Genomic DNA, 19529 nt, shown 5'->3' with positions numbered 1-19529 from the left:
AAAAATACGGCTACAGGCCGTTGGAGATCAGCAATGAAAGTGTTGTTTCTAGGCTATGGCCGTATGGGTAGCGCAATGGGTGAAGCGTGGCTTGGGACAGGGCTGGCCAGCCATGTGTACGCTGTGGACCCCAGCCTTCCTGCCAGCGAGCAAGCCGTAGTGGTGAGCAACGCAGCCGAGCTGGGCGAGGTATCGGTCGACTGCATCATTCTTGCCGTGAAGCCGGCGCTGGCCGCCACCGTACTGGAGGCGCTCCCCAAGCACTTGCTCACTGGCTCGGTCGTGGTATCGGTAGCGGCCGGGGTCACGCTGCCAACTTTGCGTAGCGCCGTAGGCGATAGCTGCGACCTAGTGCGGGCAATGCCCAATACGCCGGTGTTGCTGGGCGCTGGCTGCACCGGGCTGTTTGCCGAGGCTGGGCTGCCGGAAGCGAAGCGAGCACTTGTCAGCCAACTGTTCCAGGCCGTGGGCAGTGCCTGGTGGGTAGAAAAGGAGCATCAGCTGGATGCCGTGACCGCCCTGAGCGGCAGCGGCCCGGCGTATTACCACCTGTTCAGTGAAGCACTGGCCGCGGCAGGCGTAGCCCTGGGGCTGGATGCAGAGCTGGCCAAACGCCTCGCGGTAGATACGGCCTTCGGCGCTGCCACCTTGCAACGTCAGCCCGATGCCGACCTGGCCGCCCTGCGCCAAGCCGTTACCTCACCCAATGGCACTACCGCTGCGGCCATTGACGTTTTCGAAGCCGATGGCGCCCTGCGCTCACTGGTACAGCGTGCTGCTACTGCCGCCGCCGAACGCGCGCAGGCGCTATCACGGGGCGAATGACCCAGGTTCGGTTCGATAGCCGCGCCAATCGCCCGATTGGCGTGCGAAAGCTTCGGACAAATCCGTAGAAATCATTATTATCCCAAGGTGAAGAACGGCCAGTGGTGAGCGGGCCGAAATAGTCGATCGAGGGTGTCATGGGCAACGAAAGCATCAACTGGGACAAGCTGGGTTTCGAGTACATCAAGACTGATCTGCGCTACCTCTCCTACTGGCGCGACGGTGCCTGGCAGCCCGGCGAGCTCACCGAAGACAACGTGCTGCACATCAGTGAAGGCTCCACGGCCTTGCATTATGGCCAGCAATGCTTCGAAGGCCTGAAGGCCTACCGCGCCAAAGACGGCACCATCAACCTGTTCCGCCCGGATCAGAACGCCCTGCGCATGCAGCGCAGCTGCCAGCGCCTGCTCATGCCGGAAGTGTCCACCGAGCAGTTCATCAACGCTTGCCAGCAGGTGGTGAAGGCCAACGAGCGGTTCATCCCTCCGTTCGGCACTGGCGGCGCGCTCTACCTGCGTCCGTTCGTGATCGGCGTGGGCGACAACATCGGCGTGCGCACCGCGCCGGAGTTTATCTTCGCGGTCTTTGCCGTCCCGGTCGGCCCGTACTTCAAAGGTGGCATGAAGCCTCATAACTTCGTGATTTCCGGCTATGACCGCGCCGCACCCAACGGTACCGGCGCGGCCAAGGTAGGTGGCAACTATGCCGCCAGCCTGATGCCCGGCGCTGAAGCGAAGAAGCATAACTTCGCCGACTGCATCTACCTCGACCCGCAAACTCACAGCAAGATCGAAGAAGTGGGCTCGGCCAACTTCTTTGGTATCACCAAAGACGGCAAGCAGTTCGTTACCCCGAAATCCAGCTCGGTATTGCCAGGCATCACCCGCCTGTCACTGCTGGAACTCGCGGCCAGCCGCCTGGGCCTGGAAGTGGTAGAAGGTGACGTGCACATCGACCAGCTCGACCGCTTCGCCGAAGCGGGTGCCTGTGGTACCGCTGCGGTGATCTCGCCCATCGGCGGCATCGAGTACAAAGGCAAGCTGCACGTGTTCCACAGCGAAACGGAAGTCGGCCCGGTCACTCAGCGCCTGTACAAGGAACTGACCGGCATCCAGACCGGCGAAATCGAAGGCCCACAAGGCTGGATCGTGAAGGTCGACTGATTTCGACCGGATACGAAAAAGGCGCCCGCGGGCGCCTTTTTGGTGGGTGCGGTTTACATCACCGCGGCGAACGCCTCGATCACATGGTCAAGGTTGCTCGGGCTCAACCCTGCAATGCAGATGCGGCCGGTTTCCACGGCGTACACGCCATGCTCGGCCTTGAGCTTGCGCACCTGGTCCGCGCTCAGGCCGGTGTAGGCGAACATGCCTTCCTGGTGAGCAAGGAAGCCGAAGTCCCGCTCTGGCAGGCGCTTGGTCAAACCCTCCACCAACGCAGCGCGCATGGCTGTGATGCGCTCGCGCATTTGCGCCAACTCCCCTTGCCATTGCTTGTTCAGCGCTTCGTCGCCCAGCACACGGGCCACGATGCTGGCGCCGAACATCGGCGGGCTGGAGTAGTTGCGACGGACATGCAGCTTGAGCTGGCCGAACACTTGGGCATGGCTGTCGCGAGCCGTGTGCACGCTCAACGCGCCCACGCGTTCGCCGTACAGCGAGAACGTTTTGGAGAACGAACTGGATACGAGGAATTCCATGCCACGGCGCGCGCATTCGCGAATCAGCCAGGCATCGTCGTCCAAGCCTTTGCCGAACCCCTGATATGCGATGTCGAGGAACGGAATGGCGTCTCGCGCCTGCAGCACGTCGAGGATTTTTACCCAATGCTCGCGCTCTGGCTGGATGCCGGTAGGGTTATGGCAGCACGGGTGTAGCAACACGATGGTCTTGGCCGGCACCTTCTCTAGCGCCTCTACCGCACCCTCGAAGTCGAACAGCTTGCGGTTGGGCTCGAAGTACGGGTAGCGGTTCACCTTGAAACCGGCGCCCTGGAAGATACCCAGGTGGTTATCCCAGGTGGGGTCCGATACCCATACTTGAGAATCGGGCCAGGCGGTTTTCAGGAAGTCGGCGCCTACCTTCAGCGCGCCGGAGCCGCCTACGGTCTGGATGATCGCGACGCTATGGCGGCTGGCGTCCACGCTACCCGCGAACAGCAGTTGCTCGACCACTCGACGATAAGCCGGGCCGCCCTCCATGGGCAGATAGCTGCGTGGCTGATGTTCGGCAACGAGCAGCTCTTCGGCGCGCTGCACCGAGGGCAACAGCGGCACGCGGCCCAATTCGTCGTAATAGATGCCGACACCCAGGTTGACCTTGTTGGGCCGTGGGTCTTCAGCAAACTCCCCCATCAGCCCCAGAATCGGGTCGCCAGCGTACAGGGGCAAGTGTTCGAACATATCCACCTCAGGGGAAAAATACCCCCGGGCGCCGGTAATGCTGTGTTGGAGCCAGGCTCGGAATGCTCATTGACAGTCAGTCAACTCCGCTTCCTCGCCTGGCTCCGCCTTGCCTGACCGACGCTCGGTGGCATTCTAGTGATTTTGGTTGGCCGAAGCCGTGTGCGAGGGGAATTAGTTCACAGCGGTTCGCCGGGGTCAAGGCACAGAACGCGCCTTGCCCCGGCATACAGTCAGGCGACAGCAGGGCGCCCTTCAACGTCGGTGTGCACGGTAGGCTCCGGAGGCCGCACCAGTTCGCGGGCTACGGTCCAGACGATGATGGCGGCGACGATGTCGAACACGGCCAGCACCACGAACAGAGGGCTGTAGCCGATCTTGGTCACCAGTACACCGAACACCATAGTGAACGCCGCGGCGCCCAGGTAGCCGAACATGCCGCCCATCCCGGTGGCGGTGGCCACTTCGTTTTTGCCGAAGGAGTCGGACGTGATGGAGTACAGCGCTCCGGAGAGGGTCTGGTGAGCGAAGCCACCGATGCACAGCAGCAGGATGGCTGTGTACGGGCTTTCCACCAGGCCAATGCAGGCAGGGCCGATCATGCAGGACGCGCCGAACAGCAGCACCAGCTTGCGAGAAGTGAACAAGGACACGTTGCAATGCTTGTGGAAGAACGGGCTCAGGTAACCGCCGAGCACGCAGCCAAGGTCTGCGGCGAGGAACGGCAACCAGGCGAACATCGCGATTTCCTTGATGTTCATGTGGCGCTCGGTCATCAGGTACAGCGGAATCCAGGCGTTGAAGGTCTGCCAGGCCGGCTCGGACAGAATCCGTGCCGAAGCGATCGCGTAGAAGTTGCGGCTGCTGATGATCTTTTTCCAGCTACCTTTCTGCGCGGGTGTGTCCTTGAAGTGTGCTTCCTGGCCAGAAAGGATGTAGTCACGCTCCGAGTCGGCCAGCCGGCGCTGATCTCTAGGGTGCTTATAAAGCACCAGCCAGAGGAAGCTCCACACAATGCCCAGCCCGCCAACAATAAGGAACGCCAGCTGCCAGCCGCTTTGCAGAATGGCCCACACCACCAGCGGCGGCGCGAGCAAGGCACCCACGGACGAACCGATGTTGAACCAACCAATGGCGACCGAGCGCTCCTTGGCGGGGAACCACTCGGTGGTGGCCTTGACACCAGCCGGCAAGCCCGCGGCCTCGGTAAGGCCCAGTAACCCGCGCAGGAACGCCATGCTCTGCCAGCCAGTGGCCAGAGCCGCTGCGGCACACGCGGCCGACCAGGCCAGGGCAAAGGTGAAGAAGCCCATCTTGGTGCCGATGGCATCAATGATGTAACCCGCCACCGGCTGCATGAAGGCATAGCACAGCTGCCACGCCACCACGATATGGGCGTATTGCTCGGTAGAAATAGTGAGTTCTTTCATCAAGGTGGGCGCGGCCACCGAGAGGGTATTACGGGCGAGGTAGTTGACGATAAGCCCGGCCGTCACCAGGCCGACCATCCACCAACGGATGCCTTTGATTTTCATAGGCTGACACTCTTTGTATTGTTTTTGTCGAGATAAAGCGTAACGACATATGTCGTCGTACTTGTCGGCATTTTATAGGGCTAACCCGCAAGGGTGTCAAACGGATATTGGGCCTGCGGCGCTACCGCCTGTACGATTTCATGATTGAGGCAAGGGAGCGATGAAACGCCGCAAAAGCGGTGGTTTGCCTTGACCATGGCGCGGAATCATTGACACGCGGCAACCGCACTTTGATAATCTAACCGAGTTGTACGACGACCTACCGCGATATTAAAAAAATAATCGAGAGCACATCCCATGGCCCAAACCAGCACATCCGAGCGGCAAACCTTCAACCGCATCCTCTTGACAGGCGCTGCCGGTGGGCTAGGGAAGGTGCTGCGTGAGAGGATACAACTGTTCACTGAAGTGCTACGGCTGTCTGACATCTGCGACATGCCAGCAGCGACCGGCCCACACGAAGAGGTTGTAACGTGCGACCTTGCGGACAAGGCTGCGGTAGATCGCCTGGTGGAAGGCTGCGATGCCATCCTCCATTTTGGCGGGGTGTCCACCGAACATGCGTTTGAAGCCATCCTCGGCGCGAACATCTGCGGGGTGTTCCATCTTTACGAAGCCGCGCGCCGCCATAACGTGAAACGCGTGATCTTTGCCAGCTCCAACCACGTGATCGGCTTCTACAAGCAGAGCGAGCGCCTGGATGCGCGCAGCCCTCGCCGGCCCGACAGCTATTACGGTTTGTCGAAAGCGTTTGGCGAGGACATGGCCACCTTCTACTTCGACCGGTATGGCGTCGAGACCGTGAGCATCCGTATCGGCTCGTCGTTCCCCGAACCGCAAAACCGTCGAATGCTGGACAGCTGGCTGAGCTATGATGACTTGGTTCAGTTGATCGAGCGCGGCCTGTATGCCGAGAACGTCGGCCATACCCTCGTGTATGGCGCCTCGGCGAACAAGAATGTGTGGTGGGACAACCGCTACGCCGAGCACCTGGCCTACCATCCAAAGGACAGCTCCGAGCCGTGGCGTGCCGCTATCGAAGCGCAACCGGCCTTGGCTGAAGGCGACCCGCTGCGTATTTACCAAGGCGGCGCCTTCGTCGCGGCGGGCCCGTTCGAGGGCTGAAGCGCTGTTCAAGCTGCGCGCCTTTCCCTATAGTGCGGGCATTCCAACAAAAGCCTCCTTTCGCCCTGGCCTCCCAGCGGTGCACGGGGGCTTTGTGCCTTTTGCTTGATGGGGTTTTATGGCTTTCACTTCCCTGCGTCGCGACGCATTGGCCGGGCTAACCACGGCGTTCGCGCTGGTTCCCGAATGCATCGCCTTCGCGCTGGTTGCGCATCTCAATCCGCTGATGGGCCTTTACGGCGCTTTCTTTATTTGTACGCTCACTGCCCTGCTCGGCGGGCGCCCGGGCATGATTTCCGGGGCGGCGGGTTCCATGGCCGTGGTGATCGTGGCCCTGGTTGTGCAGCATGGGGCGCAGTACCTGCTAGCCACGGTGATGCTGGGCGGCGGGCTGATGATGCTGTTCGGCGCGCTGCGCCTGGGCAAGCTGATACGCATGGTTCCGCACCCTGTGATGCTGGGCTTCGTGAATGGCCTGGCGATCGTGATCGCCCTTGCCCAGCTGGAGCACTTCAAGGAGGGCGAGCACTGGCTGCAGGGCACTGCGCTGTGGGTGATGATAGGGCTGGTGGCGGTCACCATGGCGGTTGTGTGGCTGCTGCCTCGCCTCACCCGTGCGGTGCCACCCGCGCTTGTGGCTATCGTGAGCGTGGGCGTGCTGACGGTATGGCTTGGCCTGCCAACGCGCACGCTGGGCGACATGGCCCACATTGCCGCCGGCCTGCCGCAATGGCATTTCCCGGACGTGCCTTTGACCTTGGAAACCTTGCGCATCGTGCTGCCCTACGCCGTACTGATGGCGGCGGTAGGCCTGCTGGAAACCCTGCTTACGCTTAACCTCACCGACGAGATCACTGAAACACGGGGCCAACCGGACCGTGAATGCGTTGCCCTGGGCGCGGCGAACCTGGCGTCAGGGCTGTTCGGCGGCATGGGCGGTTGCGCCATGATCGGCCAAACCATGATCAACCTGTCTTCGGGTGGGCGCGGTCGGTTGTCTGGGGTGGTCAGCGGCCTGATGATCCTGATGTTCATCCTATTCCTGTCTTCGTGGATCGAGCAGATCCCGCTGGCCGCGCTGGTAGGCGTAATGTTCGTGGTTGCCCAACAAACCTTCGCCTGGGGCTCGTTGCGAGTGCTGGGCAAAATCCCCCGGCAAGACGCCGTGGTGGTAGTGGCCGTGACCCTCATTACCGTGTTCACCGACCTCGCCACCGCCGTGCTGTGCGGGGTGGTGATCAGTGCGCTCGGGTTCGCCTGGCAGCATGCCCACGAAATTCGGGCAGAGTTCGCCGATGGCGGGGAAGAACGTTACTACCGCCTGTACGGCACGCTGTTCTTTGCCTCCACCACCCGCTTCCAGACCCTGTTCACACCAGCGGCCGACCCGGCGCGGGTGGTGATCGACTGCGCCGGGCTCAGGGTAGCCGACCACTCCGGCATTGCTGCGCTCGAAGCGCTACTGGCGCGTTACCGAACCTTGGGGCGCGACGTGCAGCTCATCAACCTCTCCCAGCGCTGCGAAGCCTTGCTAGGCCGGGCAGGCGTGACCGCCGAGTGACAGTCCTTTGGCAACGTGTTTGTAACCCCTGACAGAATTTCGCCAACCTACCGATCTTCAATTTTCTGACTATAAAGCGGCGGGGGCCTTCTAGGCCTCCGCCTCCGCTTCCGCTTGCCTTGCAGCGGCTCGCGTACCCTCATGAAATCCTCTTATTCCCCGCGCTTGACCTCCTCACGCCTTGGCATAGCGCTTCGCTTTCCGCCGACCCAAATGCGCCAAAAAAAGAATAAGCCCGCATAGGTTTATTTGACGCAACGCGCTGTATCAGGGTGCTTACAAAGGAGCCGTCGCCAACAAATCGACAGGAAACTGACGTTTTTACGAAATTTTCACTTTCTTCGACGGCAGTCGATGGAAGGGCGAATTGAGATATGTGAACTGTGTCATACAAATCCGGTACCACGCGCTGAGTTATTGGCATTGATACCAATTCCCTTCCCAGGACCGGAGCAACATCATGATTTTCAACGTAAAGGATTTTGGCGCTGTCGGTGACGGTGTCACGGACGATACAGCCGCTATCCAGGCAACTATTGACGCAGCAGCCGCAGCTGGGGGCGGAACGGTATTTGTGCCAACCGGGACCTTTATCGTCTCGGCCGGGGAAGAACCCTCGGACGGCTGCTTGATGCTCAAAAGCAACGTATACATGGAAGGCGCCGGTGCCGGCAAAACCACGGTGAAGGTAGCGGATGGCTCCGACACCAAGATCACCGGGGTGATCCGCTCGGCCTATGGCGAGGAAACCCACGACTTCGGCCTTAGTAACCTGACCATCGACGGCAACCGGGACAACACCACCGGCAAGATCGACGGTTGGTTCAACGGCTACATCCCTGGGAAGGACGGCCACGACAGCAACGTTACCCTCAGCGGCGTGGAAATCAAGGACTGCTCGGGCTACGGCTTCGACCCCCACGAGCAAACGATCAACATGCTGATCGAGAATTGTGTGTCCCATGGCAACGGCCTCGACGGCTTTGTCGCGGACTACATGATCGACACCAAATATGTGAACAACGTGGCGTACGACAACGACCGCCACGGGTTCAACATCGTCACCAGCACCAACGACTTCACCATGACCGGCAACGTGGCCTACGGCAACGGCGGCAACGGTATCGTGGTGCAGCGGGGCAGCGAGAACATTCCCTCACCGTACGACGTCACCATCGAAGGCGGCAGCGTGTACGGCAACGGCGCCGAAGGCGTGTTGGTGAAACTGTCCAGTGACGTGACCGTGACCGGGGTAGATATCCACGACAACGGCGGCGCTGGCGTGCGCATCTATGGCAGCACCGGCGTGGTGGTCAGCAACAATACCCTGACCAACAACGCACTGAACGCCCCCGTGCCGGAAGTGATCATCCAGAGCTATGACGACACCACCGGTGTGTCCGGCAAATTCTTCCCCGGCAGCGACAACCAGATACTGGGCAACACCATCACCGGCGGCGCCAATTCCACCTATGGAGTGGCCGAGCGTAATGAAGACGGCACCGATCACAACACCATCGTGGGCAATGCAATCAGCCAGACCACCAAGGGCTCCACACTGACCTATGGCGACGGTACCTATGTAGGCGCAACCTTGCCCACCCTGACCGTCGAAGGTACCAGCGGGGCGGACACGCTGACCGGTACGGCTGGCAACGAGCTGTTCCTGGCTGGCGCGGGCAAGGACACTATCAACGCCGGAGCGGGCGACGACATTCTGGTCGGTGGCGCGGGGGCGGACAAACTCACCGGCGGGGCCGGTGCGGATACCTTCCGTTTCACGGCCCTGACCGACAGCTACCGTACCGCCAGCGCCACCTTCAGCGATCAGATCACTGATTTTGACGTAACCAAGGACACCATCGATGTAGCGGACTTGGGTTTCAAAGGCTTGGGCAACGGCTACAACGGCACGTTGTTGGTGCAATACAACAGCAGCACCAACCGCACCTACATCAAAAGCTACGACGGCGATGCCAATGGCAACCGCTTCGAGCTCTCTCTGGAAGGCAACCTGGCCACCACCCTCAAGGCCAGTAACTTCGTGTTCCAACGGGTAATCGAAGGCACCGGCGGCAGTGACTCCCTCACCGGGACCAGTGGCGCCGATACCCTCAACGGCCTGGCGGGGGCGGACAGCATCAATGCTGGCGCCGGCAACGACCGCATCAATGGCGGCGCGGGCGCGGACACCCTCACTGGCGGTGCTGGGGCCGATACCTTCATCTATACCAGCCGGCTGGACAGCTACCGCAACTACAACACCGGTGGCGATACCGTGACCGACCTGGTCACGGACTTCGATGTCGCCAACGACAAGATCGACCTCTCGGCGCTGGGCTTCACAGGCCTGGGCGACGGCAAGAACGGCACGGTGTACCTCACGCTCAACAGCGCTGGTACCAAGACCTACATCAAATCCCTTGAGGCCGATGCTTCGGGCAACCGTTTCGAAATCGCCTTGAACGGCAATTACACCACCAGCCTCACCGCGGCCAACTTTGTTTTTTCCACGGTTACCCCTGTGAACCACGCGCCGGTGGTCGCCACCCCTCTGGTCGACCAGAACGCCAGTGAGAACACCCCGTTCTCGTATGTAGTGCCGGCTACAAGCTTCAGCGATTCGGACAACGACAGCCTCACCTATACCGCCAAGCTGGCGGACGGCAGCGCCCTGCCCTCCTGGCTGACCTTCGACGCCGCCACGCGCACCTTCAGTGGCACCCCTGGCAGCACGGCGTCGGGCACCTTCAACGTGACTGTCACCGCCAGCGATGGCAAGGCTGGAACCGCCAGCGACACCTTTACCCTGGCGGTGAAAGATGTGCCACAGGGCAACGGCGTGATCAACGGTACCTCCGGCAAGGACACCCTGACCGGTACCGCCGCCAATGAACAGCTGTTCGGCCTGGGTGGCGCGGACACGCTCAATGGTGGCGCGGGCAACGACATACTGGTAGGCGGCACGGGGGCGGACAAGCTTACCGGGGGCGCGGGCGCGGACGTGTTCCGCTTTACCTCCACCCTGGACAGCTACCGCACCGATACCACCAGTTCCACTGACCTGATCACCGATTTCGACGTTGCCGCCGACAAGATCGACGTCTCCACTCTCGGCTTCACCGGCCTGGGCAACGGCTACAGCGGCACCTTGAACATTTCGTACAACAGCAGCACCGACCGCACCTACATCAAGGATCGCGACGCTGATGTAAACGGCAACCGCTTCGAGCTGGCCTTGCAGGGCAATTACCTGAGCACGCTCAAGGCATCGAACTTCGTCTTCAGCTCCGAAACGATCCCGCTCAACAACGCGCCGGTCGTCACCGACCCGCTGCTGGATAACAACGCCACTGAAAATACGCCGTTCACTTACACCATCGCCCAGAACGCCTTCACTGACGTCGATGGCGATGCGCTCACCTTCACTGCCACGCTGCAGGACGGCACGCCCCTGCCCTCCTGGCTGACCTTCGACCCCGCCACCCGTACCTTCAGCGGCACACCGGACGACGACGCTGCGGGCGTGTATAACTTCTTGGTTACCGCGACCGATACCAAGGGCGCCTCGGCCAGCGATGTTTTTGCGCTCACTGTCGCCGATGCCCCGCCCACTACCGTCACTGGTACCGATGCAGGTGAAACCCTCACCGGCACCAGCCACAGCGACCTCATCCTGGGCCTTGGGGGCGCCGACACAATCAACGGCGGCGGTGGCTCGGATGTGCTCGACGGCGGCGCTGGCCGTGACAATCTCACCGGTGGCGCCGGCTCGGACACCTTCCGCTACACCGCGCTGAGCGACAGCTACCGGGACTACGACACCGGTGGCATCACCGCCAGCGATACCATCACTGACTTTACCGTGGGCGTGGACAAGATCGACGTCAGCGCGCTCGGCATTCTGGGGCTGGGTAACGGCAGCAACCACACGCTGTACATCACCACCAGCGACGACGGCAGCAAAACCTACGTCAAATCCGCCGAAGCCGACAGTGACGGCAACCGCTTCGAAATTGCGCTGCAGGGCAACTACGGCAGCACCTTGAGCGCCAGTGACTTTGTTTTCGCCGAGCGGGCCCAGCAAGACATTCTGTTCCTGCCTACCCTTGGCCAGTCCAACGCTCGCCTGATGCGCATGACCGAGGACGACGACCAGTCCGGTATCACCGAGATGGTGAAGGACCTGAGCAAGTACACCGATTACGACGTACGCAGCCAGTTCACCGACGCCGATGACAATGGCATTGACGTGGCGGTAGGCGGCAGCACCGTCAGTGGTTTGTCCACGGGCACCCCCGAGGAGCTGCGGCTGTGCTGGTGGCTGACCGACACCAACCAGCCAGGCCCTGCGCTGCTGCGCGCCGTTGGCCTGCTGCAAGAACAACTGGCCTCGCTCAAGGCCATCGATAACGTGACCATGGGCATCATCTGGGGCCAGGGCGAAGAAGCCGCGCAGGAAATCGGCCGCGCCGCCGACCCTGTCGCCTACGCCGAAAAATACAAGGCCGACACCCTGAAAGTGTTCGACTACCTGCACGCGCAGCTGGGCGATTTCAAGGTGTACATCATGGAAACCGGCCACTACGACGCCGATGCCGCGCGGGTACGTGGCTACGACGAGGCCAAGATCGCCTCGATCCAGAACGGCGTGGTCGCCGTTCGCGCCGTACAGGAAGCCATCGCCGCCGAACGCGCCGATGTGGACCTGGCTGCCGACTACAACGACCTGCCGCTGCGCCAGGAAGCCGACCCTGTCACCTACCCCGATGACGTGTGGCACTTGCACGAAGAGTCTGCCGAGATCGTGGGCCAGCGCCTGGCCGATTACATCGCCGGTGACCTGGGCTTCCAGGGCGACCCGACCGACAACCGTACCGCGCAGGATGTGTATGACGAAGTGGCCAGCCAGAGAGGCGGCTATATCCTGGGTACCGACCAGGACGACACCCTGGTAGGCAGCGCCTACAACGACACTCTGGACGGCGACCTTGGCGCTGACACCATGAGTGGCGGGGGCGGCAAGGATGTGTACATCGTCGACAATGCGTTCGACGTGGTGATCGAAACCAACGCTGCGGCCACGCAGGTCGACACCGTGAAGTCCTCGGTCAGCTGGACCCTTGGGGATAACGTGGAATACCTGGTGCTTACCGGTTATTCCGCCATCGACGGTACCGGTAACGGCTTGCGCAACTTCCTGACCGGTAACGATGCCGCCAACGTACTGGACGGTGGTACCGGCGCCGACAGCATGACCGGTGGCAACGGCTCCGACACGTACTACGTGGATAACATCGACGACACCGTGGTGGAGAAAAACAGCGACAGCGACATCGGCGGCATCGACACGGTGTACAGCAGCCTGGCGACCTTTACCCTGGGCAGCAACGTGGAAAACCTGGTGATCAATACCGATGGCGCCGCCAATGCCGTGGGTAACAGCCTGGACAACACGCTGTTCGCGGGCAGTGGCAATAACCTGCTCGACGGCCGCACCGGTTCTGACACCGCGTCCTACCTGTATGCCACGGCGGGGGTGACCATTGCGCTGAATACCTCGGCGCAGCAGGACACCCTCGGTTCGGGCCTCGATACCCTCAAGGCCATCGAGAATGTGACGGGCAGCCACTTCGCCGACACCTTGACCGGCAACAGTGCCGCGAACGTGATCGACGGAGGCGACGGCGACGACACCTTGGTGGGCGGCGGCGGTGACGACATCCTGATCGGCGGCGCGGGCACCGACTCGCTTACCGGCGGCACGGGTGCGGACACCTACCTGTTCAAAGCCCTTGGCGACCTGGGGCTGGGTAGCCTGCGGGATGTGATTTCAGGGTTCAAGACCACCGAGGGGGACAAACTGGACTTGACCGGCATCGACGCCAACGCCTCCACCGAAGCCAAGGAAAGCTTCACCTTCATCGGTAGCCAGGCCTTCGACAGCACCAACGCCGCCGGCCAGCTGCGCTTCGAGAACGGCATTTTGTATGGCAGCGTGAACGCCGACGCCAGCGCCGAGTTCGAGATCTCATTGGTGGGTGTGAAGGAGCTGCACCAGAGCGATTTCGTGGCGTAACCGCCGCGTTTGAAGGGTCTGTGGGACCGCCGGTCCCACAGCAATTCTGATCAAGCCCCTGGCACGGCCACGCGCGCCGGGGCGAAATCCTCCTCGTAAAATTCCAACGCACTCCGCCCCTGCGCCTGGCACCGCTGTTCGCGCTGGCGCAGCTCTACCCTGCGGATTTTTCCGGATATTGTCTTGGGCAGTTCGTTCACGAACTCGATTCGCCGCACCCGCTTGTAAGGCGCCAATTGCTCGCGGGCAAAAGCGAAGATGGCTTCGGCGAGCGTGACGTCAGCCACGTGATCGGCGGCGATGATGAGGTACGCCTTGGGCACATTCAGGCGTAGCGGATCCGGGCTGGGCACCACGGCCACTTCTACCACAGCAGGGTGCTCGATTAGCGCGCTTTCCAGTTCGAACGGGCTGATGCGGTAATCCGAGCACTTGAATACATCATCGGCGCGGCCCACGAAGGTCACATAGCCGTCGCTGTCACGCTGGGCCGTATCGCCGGTGCGGTAGTAGCCGTCGCGCATCGCTTCGGCGGTTTTCTCCGGTGCGTCGGCATACCCCAACATCAAGCCCAGCGGCGAAGGCTCCAGCGGCAGCGCCACTTCGCCCTCGGTAGCCAGTTCGCCATCGGCATCGAGCAGGCTCAAGCGATAGCCCGGCAGCGGCCGGCCATGGAACCGGGCTTTAATACCTGCCCCGGCGTATTGCCGATGATCGCCGTGGTTTCGGACTGCCCGAAGCCATCTCGCAACCACAGCCCCCAGGCGTTGTACACCTGCTCGAGAATTTCCGGGTTCAAAGGTTCGCCAGCCCCTACGAGTTCTCGCAGCGACAACCCTTCCCTTACAGTTGATAAATCCTCTTGGATCAACATGCGCCACACCGTGGGAGGCGCGCACAGGCTGGTGATCGGGTAAGCCTGCAATACCGCCAGCAAGCCTTTGGCACTGAACCGCTCCACGTTGTGGATAAACACACAGGCACCAGCGTTCCACGGTGCGAAGAAGCAACTCCACGCATGCTTGGCCCAACCGGGCGAGGAAATGTTCAGGTGCAGGTCCCCTGGCTGCAGGCCGATCCAGTACATGGTGGACAGGTGGCCCACGGGGTAACTTTGATGGCTGTGTAAAACCATTTTCGGTTTGGAAGTGGTCCCGGAAGTGAAATACAGCAGCAAGGAGTCTGTCGCCTCGGTCGGGCCATCCGGCTCGAACGCCTTGCTCAATGCATAGGCCTGTTCGAACGTGTGCCAGCCTGGTGACACGCTTCCTACTCCAATCCGGGTACAGTGCTCCCCAAGGCCGTCGAACTTGGCCGTGTGCGCCTCGGCCGCGACGATATGGCGGATGCGCCCACGGGTCAGCCGGTCTTCCAGATCCTCCCGGGCGAGCAAGGCGGTGGCAGGCACCACCACGGCGCCAAGCTTCGCCGCCGCCAGCATCACCTCCCACAGCGCCACCTCATTACCCAGCATCAGCAACACCCGCTCCCCACGCTTCACGCCAAGCGAGCGCAGGTAATTGGCGACCTGATTCGAGCGCGCACGCAGCTGGGCGTAGCTATGGGTGTGATCGTTGCCGTGTTCATCGACGATACGAAGCGCCGGGGCCGGGTTGTTAAGGGCCATCTCATCGAAGTAATCCAGCGCCCAGTTGAAGCGGCCCAACGTGGGCCATTGGAATTCAGCGACGGCGGCGTCGTAGTCGGTGCGATGGCGCAACAATAGATCCCGGGCCTGAATGAAGGCGGCGGCCGGCGCCAAGGCTGGCGAAAGCGATGCGGATGCGTGCATGGAAAAGGCCTGCTTATTGTTGTTGTGTGATCAAGGTTGGCCAGAGTATAGGTAGGCCGCGCTTTGCCGGGCGTGGCAAAAAGGCCGGTTGGACATGTAAAAAACCCGCACTTCAAGGAGCGACCCGTTGTTAGACCTTACAGGGATGGGCCTTACCAGTTACCTGGTTATTTTCATTACGCTCACCTGCGGCTACGTGATTTTCGGTATCGCCGGGTTCGGCACTGCCCTGATCGTAAGCCCGGTACTGGCGCTGTATGTGCCCGTTCCGAAAATCGTGCCGCTGCTGGCGTTGCTGGATTTCTGCGCGGCGGTGGTGAACGTGGGCCGCGACGGCCGCAAGGCGAACTGGCGGGAGCTGCGCAGGCTGCTGCCGTTGATGGTGATAGGCAGCCTGGCAGGGGCGGCGATCCTGTTGCACGCCCACCCTGCCATCCTGCTGTTGGCCCTGGGCGTGTTCGCGATCGGCTATGCGCTGTATTCACTAAGCGGCGTGAAGCCCCAGCATCAGTTCACACCGCGGGCCGCGGTGCCCTTCGGGTTGATAGGCGGCGTGTTCAGCGCGCTCTTTGGCAGTGGCGGGTTTGTGTACATCATCTATTTGAGCGGCCGCATTCAGGACAAGACCTCGGTGCGGCTCACCCAAACTACCTTGATCGGCTTCAGCACACTCACCCGCGTGGTGCTGTTCGCGCTGGCGGGCGTGTACCTGGACACCAGCCTGCTATGGCTGGCGCTGCTGTTGGCCCCGGGGATGATCGCAGGCATAACCTTGGGGCGCCGCATTACCCTGAACATGTCGCGGGAACAGTTTCTGAAGGTGATCAACCTGGTGGTGCTGGCATCGGGGGTGATGTTGGTGGGGCGGTATTTCATGGCTTAGGTGACGTGCTCGCGTTCACCGTGTGAACGCGGGCCTACAATAAGGCAATGAAAATCTGCAGACGAAAAAAAGGCACCCTATTGGGTGCCTTTCTTTACATGGTGGGTCGTGTAGGATTCGAACCTACGACCAATTGGTTAAAAGCCAACTGCTCTACCAACTGAGCTAACGACCCAAAAATGGTCGGGGTGAGGGGATTCGAACTCCTGACATCCTGCTCCCAAAGCAGGCGCGCTACCGGACTGCGCTACACCCCGAAGTTGGCTCCGCGACCTGGACTCGAACCAGGGACCCAATGATTAACAGTCATTTGCTCTACCGACTGAGCTATCGCGGAACTACATACAACGGTACAACTGGGACTACGTTTGTTGCTTCCGAAGGGTTCGGCCTTCATCTCAACCTGCGTCGCGTATCGCTACGTTCGCTTGTCTGAGGCGCGCCATTCTACACCTTCGTTTTACCCTGTCAACCCCTGTTTTAGCAGTAAGATGCTGATTTCCATCTTTTTTCTGCCACCGGTAAAACCGGCTTACCCAAGGACGTCTGGAGCGGGGCGCATGATATATAACATCGCCAGCGCGTGCAAGGGGTCTGCACGCACTGGCGTTATTTACCTTACGCGAACACGATTTCCTCGCCTTCCACCTTGGCGTGAATCGAGCTGCCAGGCAGGAAAGCCCCGCTCAGAATCAGCTGCGCCAGCGGGTTTTCGATCCAGCGCTGAATTGCTCGCTTCAGCGGCCGCGCCCCGTATACCGGGTCGTAGCCAATCGCGATCAGCTTATCCAAGGCTTCGTCGCTCAGCTCCAGCGCCAGGTCGCGCTCGGCCAGCCTGCTGCGCAAGCGCCCCAGCTGGATCTGCGTGATACCGGCGATCTGCTCGCGGCCCAGTGGCTCGAAGATCACCACTTCGTCCACACGGTTGATGAATTCCGGCCGGAAGTGCGAGCTGAGGGCATCCATCACCGCCGCCCGTTGCGCTTCACGATCCCCTACCAGCTCCTGGATGCGCGCCGAGCCCAGGTTGGAGGTCATCACTACTACCGTGTTGCGGAAGTCCACAGTGCGCCCGTGGCTGTCTGTGAGCCGGCCATCCTCAAGCACCTGCAGCAGGATGTTGAACACATCAGGGTGCGCCTTCTCCACCTCGTCCAGCAGCACTACCGAATACGGCTTGCGACGCACGGCCTCGGTCAGGTAGCCACCTTCTTCATAACCCACATACCCTGGAGGCGCGCCGATCAGCCGGGCAACCGAATGTTTCTCCATGAACTCGGACATGTCGATCCGCACCATGGCTTCTTCGGTGTCGAACAGGAACTCGGCCAGCGCCTTGCACAGTTCCGTCTTGCCCACGCCGGTCGGGCCCAGGAACATGAACGAGCCACTGGGGCGGTTCGGGTCGGACAGCCCCGCGCGGGAGCGGCGCACGGCGTTGGAAACCGCAACCACGGCCTCGTTCTGGCCGATCACTCGCTTGTGCAGCAGGCTTTCCATCTTCAGCAGCTTGTCCCGCTCGCCTTCCAGCATCTTGGACACTGGAATGCCGGTCCACTTGGACACGACCTCGGCAATCTCTTCTTCGGTTACCTTGCTGCGCAGCAACTGGTTCTCGGTCTTGCCGTGCTGGTCGACCATCTGCAGGCTGCGCTCCAGGTCCGGGATGATCCCGTACTGCAGTTCGGCCATACGGCTCAGGTCGCCACGGCGGCGCGCCGCTTCCAGCTCTTGCCGGGACTGTTCGATCTTCTGTTGGATTTGCGCAGAGCCCTGCACCTCGGCCTTTTCAGACAGCCACACTTCCTCAAGGTCGGCGTATTCGCGCTCCAGCCGGGCAATATCCTCGGTGAGTTTTTCGAGGCGCTTGCGAGCGGCCTCGTCTTCTTCCTTCTTCAACGCCTGGGATTCCACCTTCAGCTGAATCAGGCGGCGCTCCAGGCGGTCGAGCTGCTCGGGCTTGGAGTCGATCTCCATACGAATACGGCTGGCCGCTTCGTCGATGAGGTCGATGGCCTTGTCTGGCAGCTGGCGATCGGTGATATAGCGATGGCTGAGCTTGGCTGCGGCAATGATGGCGCCATCGGTGATCGCTACCTTATGGTGCACCTCGTATCGCTCCTTGAGGCCACGCAGGATGGCGATGGTATCTTCCTCGCTCGGCTCGTCCACCAGCACCTTCTGGAAGCGCCGCTCGAGGGCTGCGTCTTTCTCGATGTATTGCCGGTATTCATTGAGCGTGGTGGCGCCTACGCAGTGCAGCTCGCCACGGGCCAGTGCGGGCTTGAGCATGTTGCCGGCGTCCATCGAGCCTTCGCCTTTGCCGGCACCGACCATGGTGTGCAGCTCATCGATGAACAGGATGACCTGCCCTTCCTGCTTGGACAGTTCATTGAGCACGGACTTGAGGCGCTCTTCGAACTCCCCGCGGAATTTGGCACCAGCGATCAGCGAGCCCATGTCCAGCGACAGCAGGCGCTTGCCCTTGAGCCCATCCGGCACTTCGCCATTGATGATGCGCTGGGCCAGGCCTTCGGCAATGGCGGTTTTGCCCACGCCAGGCTCACCGATCAGCACGGGGTTGTTCTTGGTACGGCGCTGCAACACTTGTATGGTGCGGCGGATCTCGTCGTCCCGGCCGATCACCGGGTCCAGCTTGCCTTCTTCGGCACGGCGAGTGAGGTCGACGGTGTATTTTTCCAGCGCCTTGCGCGACTCCTCGGCGTTGGGGTCGTTCACCGCTTCGCCGCCGCGCAGGTTATTGATGGCGTTTTCCAGGGCCTTCTTGCTCACGCCCTGCCCGAGCAACACCTTGCCTGCCTTGGTGTTCTCGTCCATGGCGGCAAGCAGCACCAGCTCACTGGAAATGAACTGGTCACCTTTCTGCTGCGCCAGGCGATCGGCCTGGTTAAGCAGGCGCGCCATCTCCGGCGACATGTTCACATCGCCGGTGGGGTTCTGGATCTTCGGCAAGCGGTCCAGCTCCTTGGCGAGCTCTTTACGCAAGCCAGCCACATCGAAGCCTACCTGCATCAGCAGCGGCTTGATCGAACCGCCCTGCTGGTCAATCAACGCCTGCAACAGGTGCGCAGGCTCGATGGCGGGATGGTCCAGGCCCACCGCCAGGGATTGGGAGTCGGACAGCGCCAACTGCAACTTACTGGTCAAACGGTCTATACGCATGGAAAGTCCTTCCTGATAAAGGCAGGCCGGAGCGATAACCAACTCCGCATAGATGACGAGACAACCTGCCCGAGATACCGGTTAGATAGGGGCGATTGTTCAAGATTCAAGCAGCAGGCGCCGAACACTGGCTGCAGGAAGGGGC

General features: G+C 61.3%; 9 protein-coding genes, 3 tRNA genes and 1 pseudogene. 6 read left to right on the top strand and 7 right to left on the bottom strand.

Annotated elements, in window-relative coordinates:
* Positions 1-33: 33 nt before the first annotated feature.
* Together proC and LG385_RS01005 are read left to right on the top strand one after the other, a co-directional pair.
* On the top strand, positions 34-825 hold the full coding sequence (proC, locus tag LG385_RS01010; protein WP_225771745.1) for a pyrroline-5-carboxylate reductase: 792 nt from the start codon (positions 34-36) through the stop codon (positions 823-825).
* A 137-nt stretch (positions 826-962) separates the two neighbouring features.
* Entirely contained in the window at positions 963-1988 is a 1026-nt protein-coding gene (locus LG385_RS01005) for a branched-chain amino acid aminotransferase (RefSeq protein ID WP_225771743.1), read from the top strand.
* 53 nt (positions 1989-2041) lie between these two features.
* Here LG385_RS01005 and LG385_RS01000 read toward each other — a convergent pair whose 3' ends face one another.
* The gene (locus tag LG385_RS01000; protein WP_225771741.1) at positions 2042-3226 is read right to left on the bottom strand and encodes an aromatic amino acid transaminase; all 1185 of its coding nucleotides are present in this window, start codon (positions 3224-3226) and stop codon (positions 2042-2044) included.
* A gap of 233 nt (positions 3227-3459) precedes the next feature.
* Positions 3460-4761 (bottom strand): MFS transporter, encoded by a 1302-nt coding sequence (locus LG385_RS00995; protein ID WP_225771739.1) that lies wholly within the window; start codon positions 4759-4761, stop codon positions 3460-3462.
* Positions 4762-5058: 297 nt separating this feature from the next.
* Here LG385_RS00995 and LG385_RS00990 point away from each other — a divergent pair, with 297 nt between their 5' ends.
* The 3 genes from LG385_RS00990 to LG385_RS00980 all read left to right on the top strand — a co-directional run bounded on the left by LG385_RS00990 (position 5059) and on the right by LG385_RS00980 (position 13526).
* Positions 5059-5886, top strand: coding sequence for an NAD-dependent epimerase/dehydratase family protein (locus LG385_RS00990; protein WP_225771737.1), 828 nt, complete (start codon positions 5059-5061; stop codon positions 5884-5886).
* A gap of 118 nt (positions 5887-6004) precedes the next feature.
* Entirely contained in the window at positions 6005-7447 is a 1443-nt protein-coding gene (locus LG385_RS00985) for a SulP family inorganic anion transporter (RefSeq protein WP_225771735.1), read from the top strand.
* A gap of 460 nt (positions 7448-7907) precedes the next feature.
* Positions 7908-13526, top strand: coding sequence for a putative Ig domain-containing protein (locus tag LG385_RS00980; RefSeq protein WP_225771732.1), 5619 nt, complete (start codon positions 7908-7910; stop codon positions 13524-13526).
* Between the two features lie 50 nt (positions 13527-13576).
* On the opposite strand, the pseudogene LG385_RS00975 reads toward LG385_RS00980, so the two are convergent.
* A pseudogene (locus tag LG385_RS00975) lies at positions 13577-15318 on the bottom strand (AMP-binding protein).
* Positions 15319-15445: 127 nt separating this feature from the next.
* Between LG385_RS00975 and LG385_RS00970 the strand changes: the two are divergent.
* Positions 15446-16201 carry a sulfite exporter TauE/SafE family protein gene (locus LG385_RS00970; protein WP_225771730.1) on the top strand — a complete coding sequence of 252 codons (756 nt, stop codon included), beginning with the start codon at positions 15446-15448 and terminating at the stop codon, positions 16199-16201.
* A gap of 99 nt (positions 16202-16300) precedes the next feature.
* Here the strand turns inward: LG385_RS00970 and LG385_RS00965 are convergent.
* The 4 genes from LG385_RS00965 to clpB form a co-directional block, all read right to left on the bottom strand.
* Positions 16301-16376 (bottom strand) — tRNA-Lys (locus LG385_RS00965).
* A 5-nt stretch (positions 16377-16381) separates the two neighbouring features.
* Positions 16382-16458: transfer RNA gene (locus LG385_RS00960), tRNA-Pro, on the bottom strand.
* Positions 16459-16462: 4 nt separating this feature from the next.
* A tRNA-Asn gene (locus LG385_RS00955) sits at positions 16463-16538 on the bottom strand.
* A gap of 281 nt (positions 16539-16819) precedes the next feature.
* The gene (gene clpB / locus LG385_RS00950) at positions 16820-19384 is read right to left on the bottom strand and encodes an ATP-dependent chaperone ClpB (RefSeq protein ID WP_225771728.1); all 2565 of its coding nucleotides are present in this window, start codon (positions 19382-19384) and stop codon (positions 16820-16822) included.
* Positions 19385-19529 lie beyond the last annotated feature (145 nt).

The organism is Pseudomonas sp. Marseille-Q5115, from assembly GCF_916618905.1.
Classification (GTDB): Bacteria; Pseudomonadota; Gammaproteobacteria; order Pseudomonadales; family Pseudomonadaceae; genus Aquipseudomonas; species Aquipseudomonas japonica_A.
Note: the sequence above shows the minus strand (reverse complement) of the source record. Positions and strands in the feature narration are given on the sequence as shown.

Excerpts from the sequence above, each read along its gene's own strand:
- proC (WP_225771745.1), top strand. The coding sequence starts at position 34 with ATGAAAGTGTTGTTTCTAGGCTATGGCCGTATGGGTAGCGCAATGGGT.
- LG385_RS01005 (WP_225771743.1), top strand. The coding sequence starts at position 963 with ATGGGCAACGAAAGCATCAACTGGGACAAGCTGGGTTTCGAGTACATC.
- LG385_RS01000 (WP_225771741.1), bottom strand. The coding sequence starts at position 3,226 with ATGTTCGAACACTTGCCCCTGTACGCTGGCGACCCGATTCTGGGGCTG.
- LG385_RS00995 (WP_225771739.1), bottom strand. The coding sequence starts at position 4,761 with ATGAAAATCAAAGGCATCCGTTGGTGGATGGTCGGCCTGGTGACGGCC.
- LG385_RS00990 (WP_225771737.1), top strand. The coding sequence starts at position 5,059 with ATGGCCCAAACCAGCACATCCGAGCGGCAAACCTTCAACCGCATCCTC.
- LG385_RS00985 (WP_225771735.1), top strand. The coding sequence starts at position 6,005 with ATGGCTTTCACTTCCCTGCGTCGCGACGCATTGGCCGGGCTAACCACG.
- LG385_RS00980 (WP_225771732.1), top strand. The coding sequence starts at position 7,908 with ATGATTTTCAACGTAAAGGATTTTGGCGCTGTCGGTGACGGTGTCACG.
- clpB (WP_225771728.1), bottom strand. The coding sequence starts at position 19,384 with ATGCGTATAGACCGTTTGACCAGTAAGTTGCAGTTGGCGCTGTCCGAC.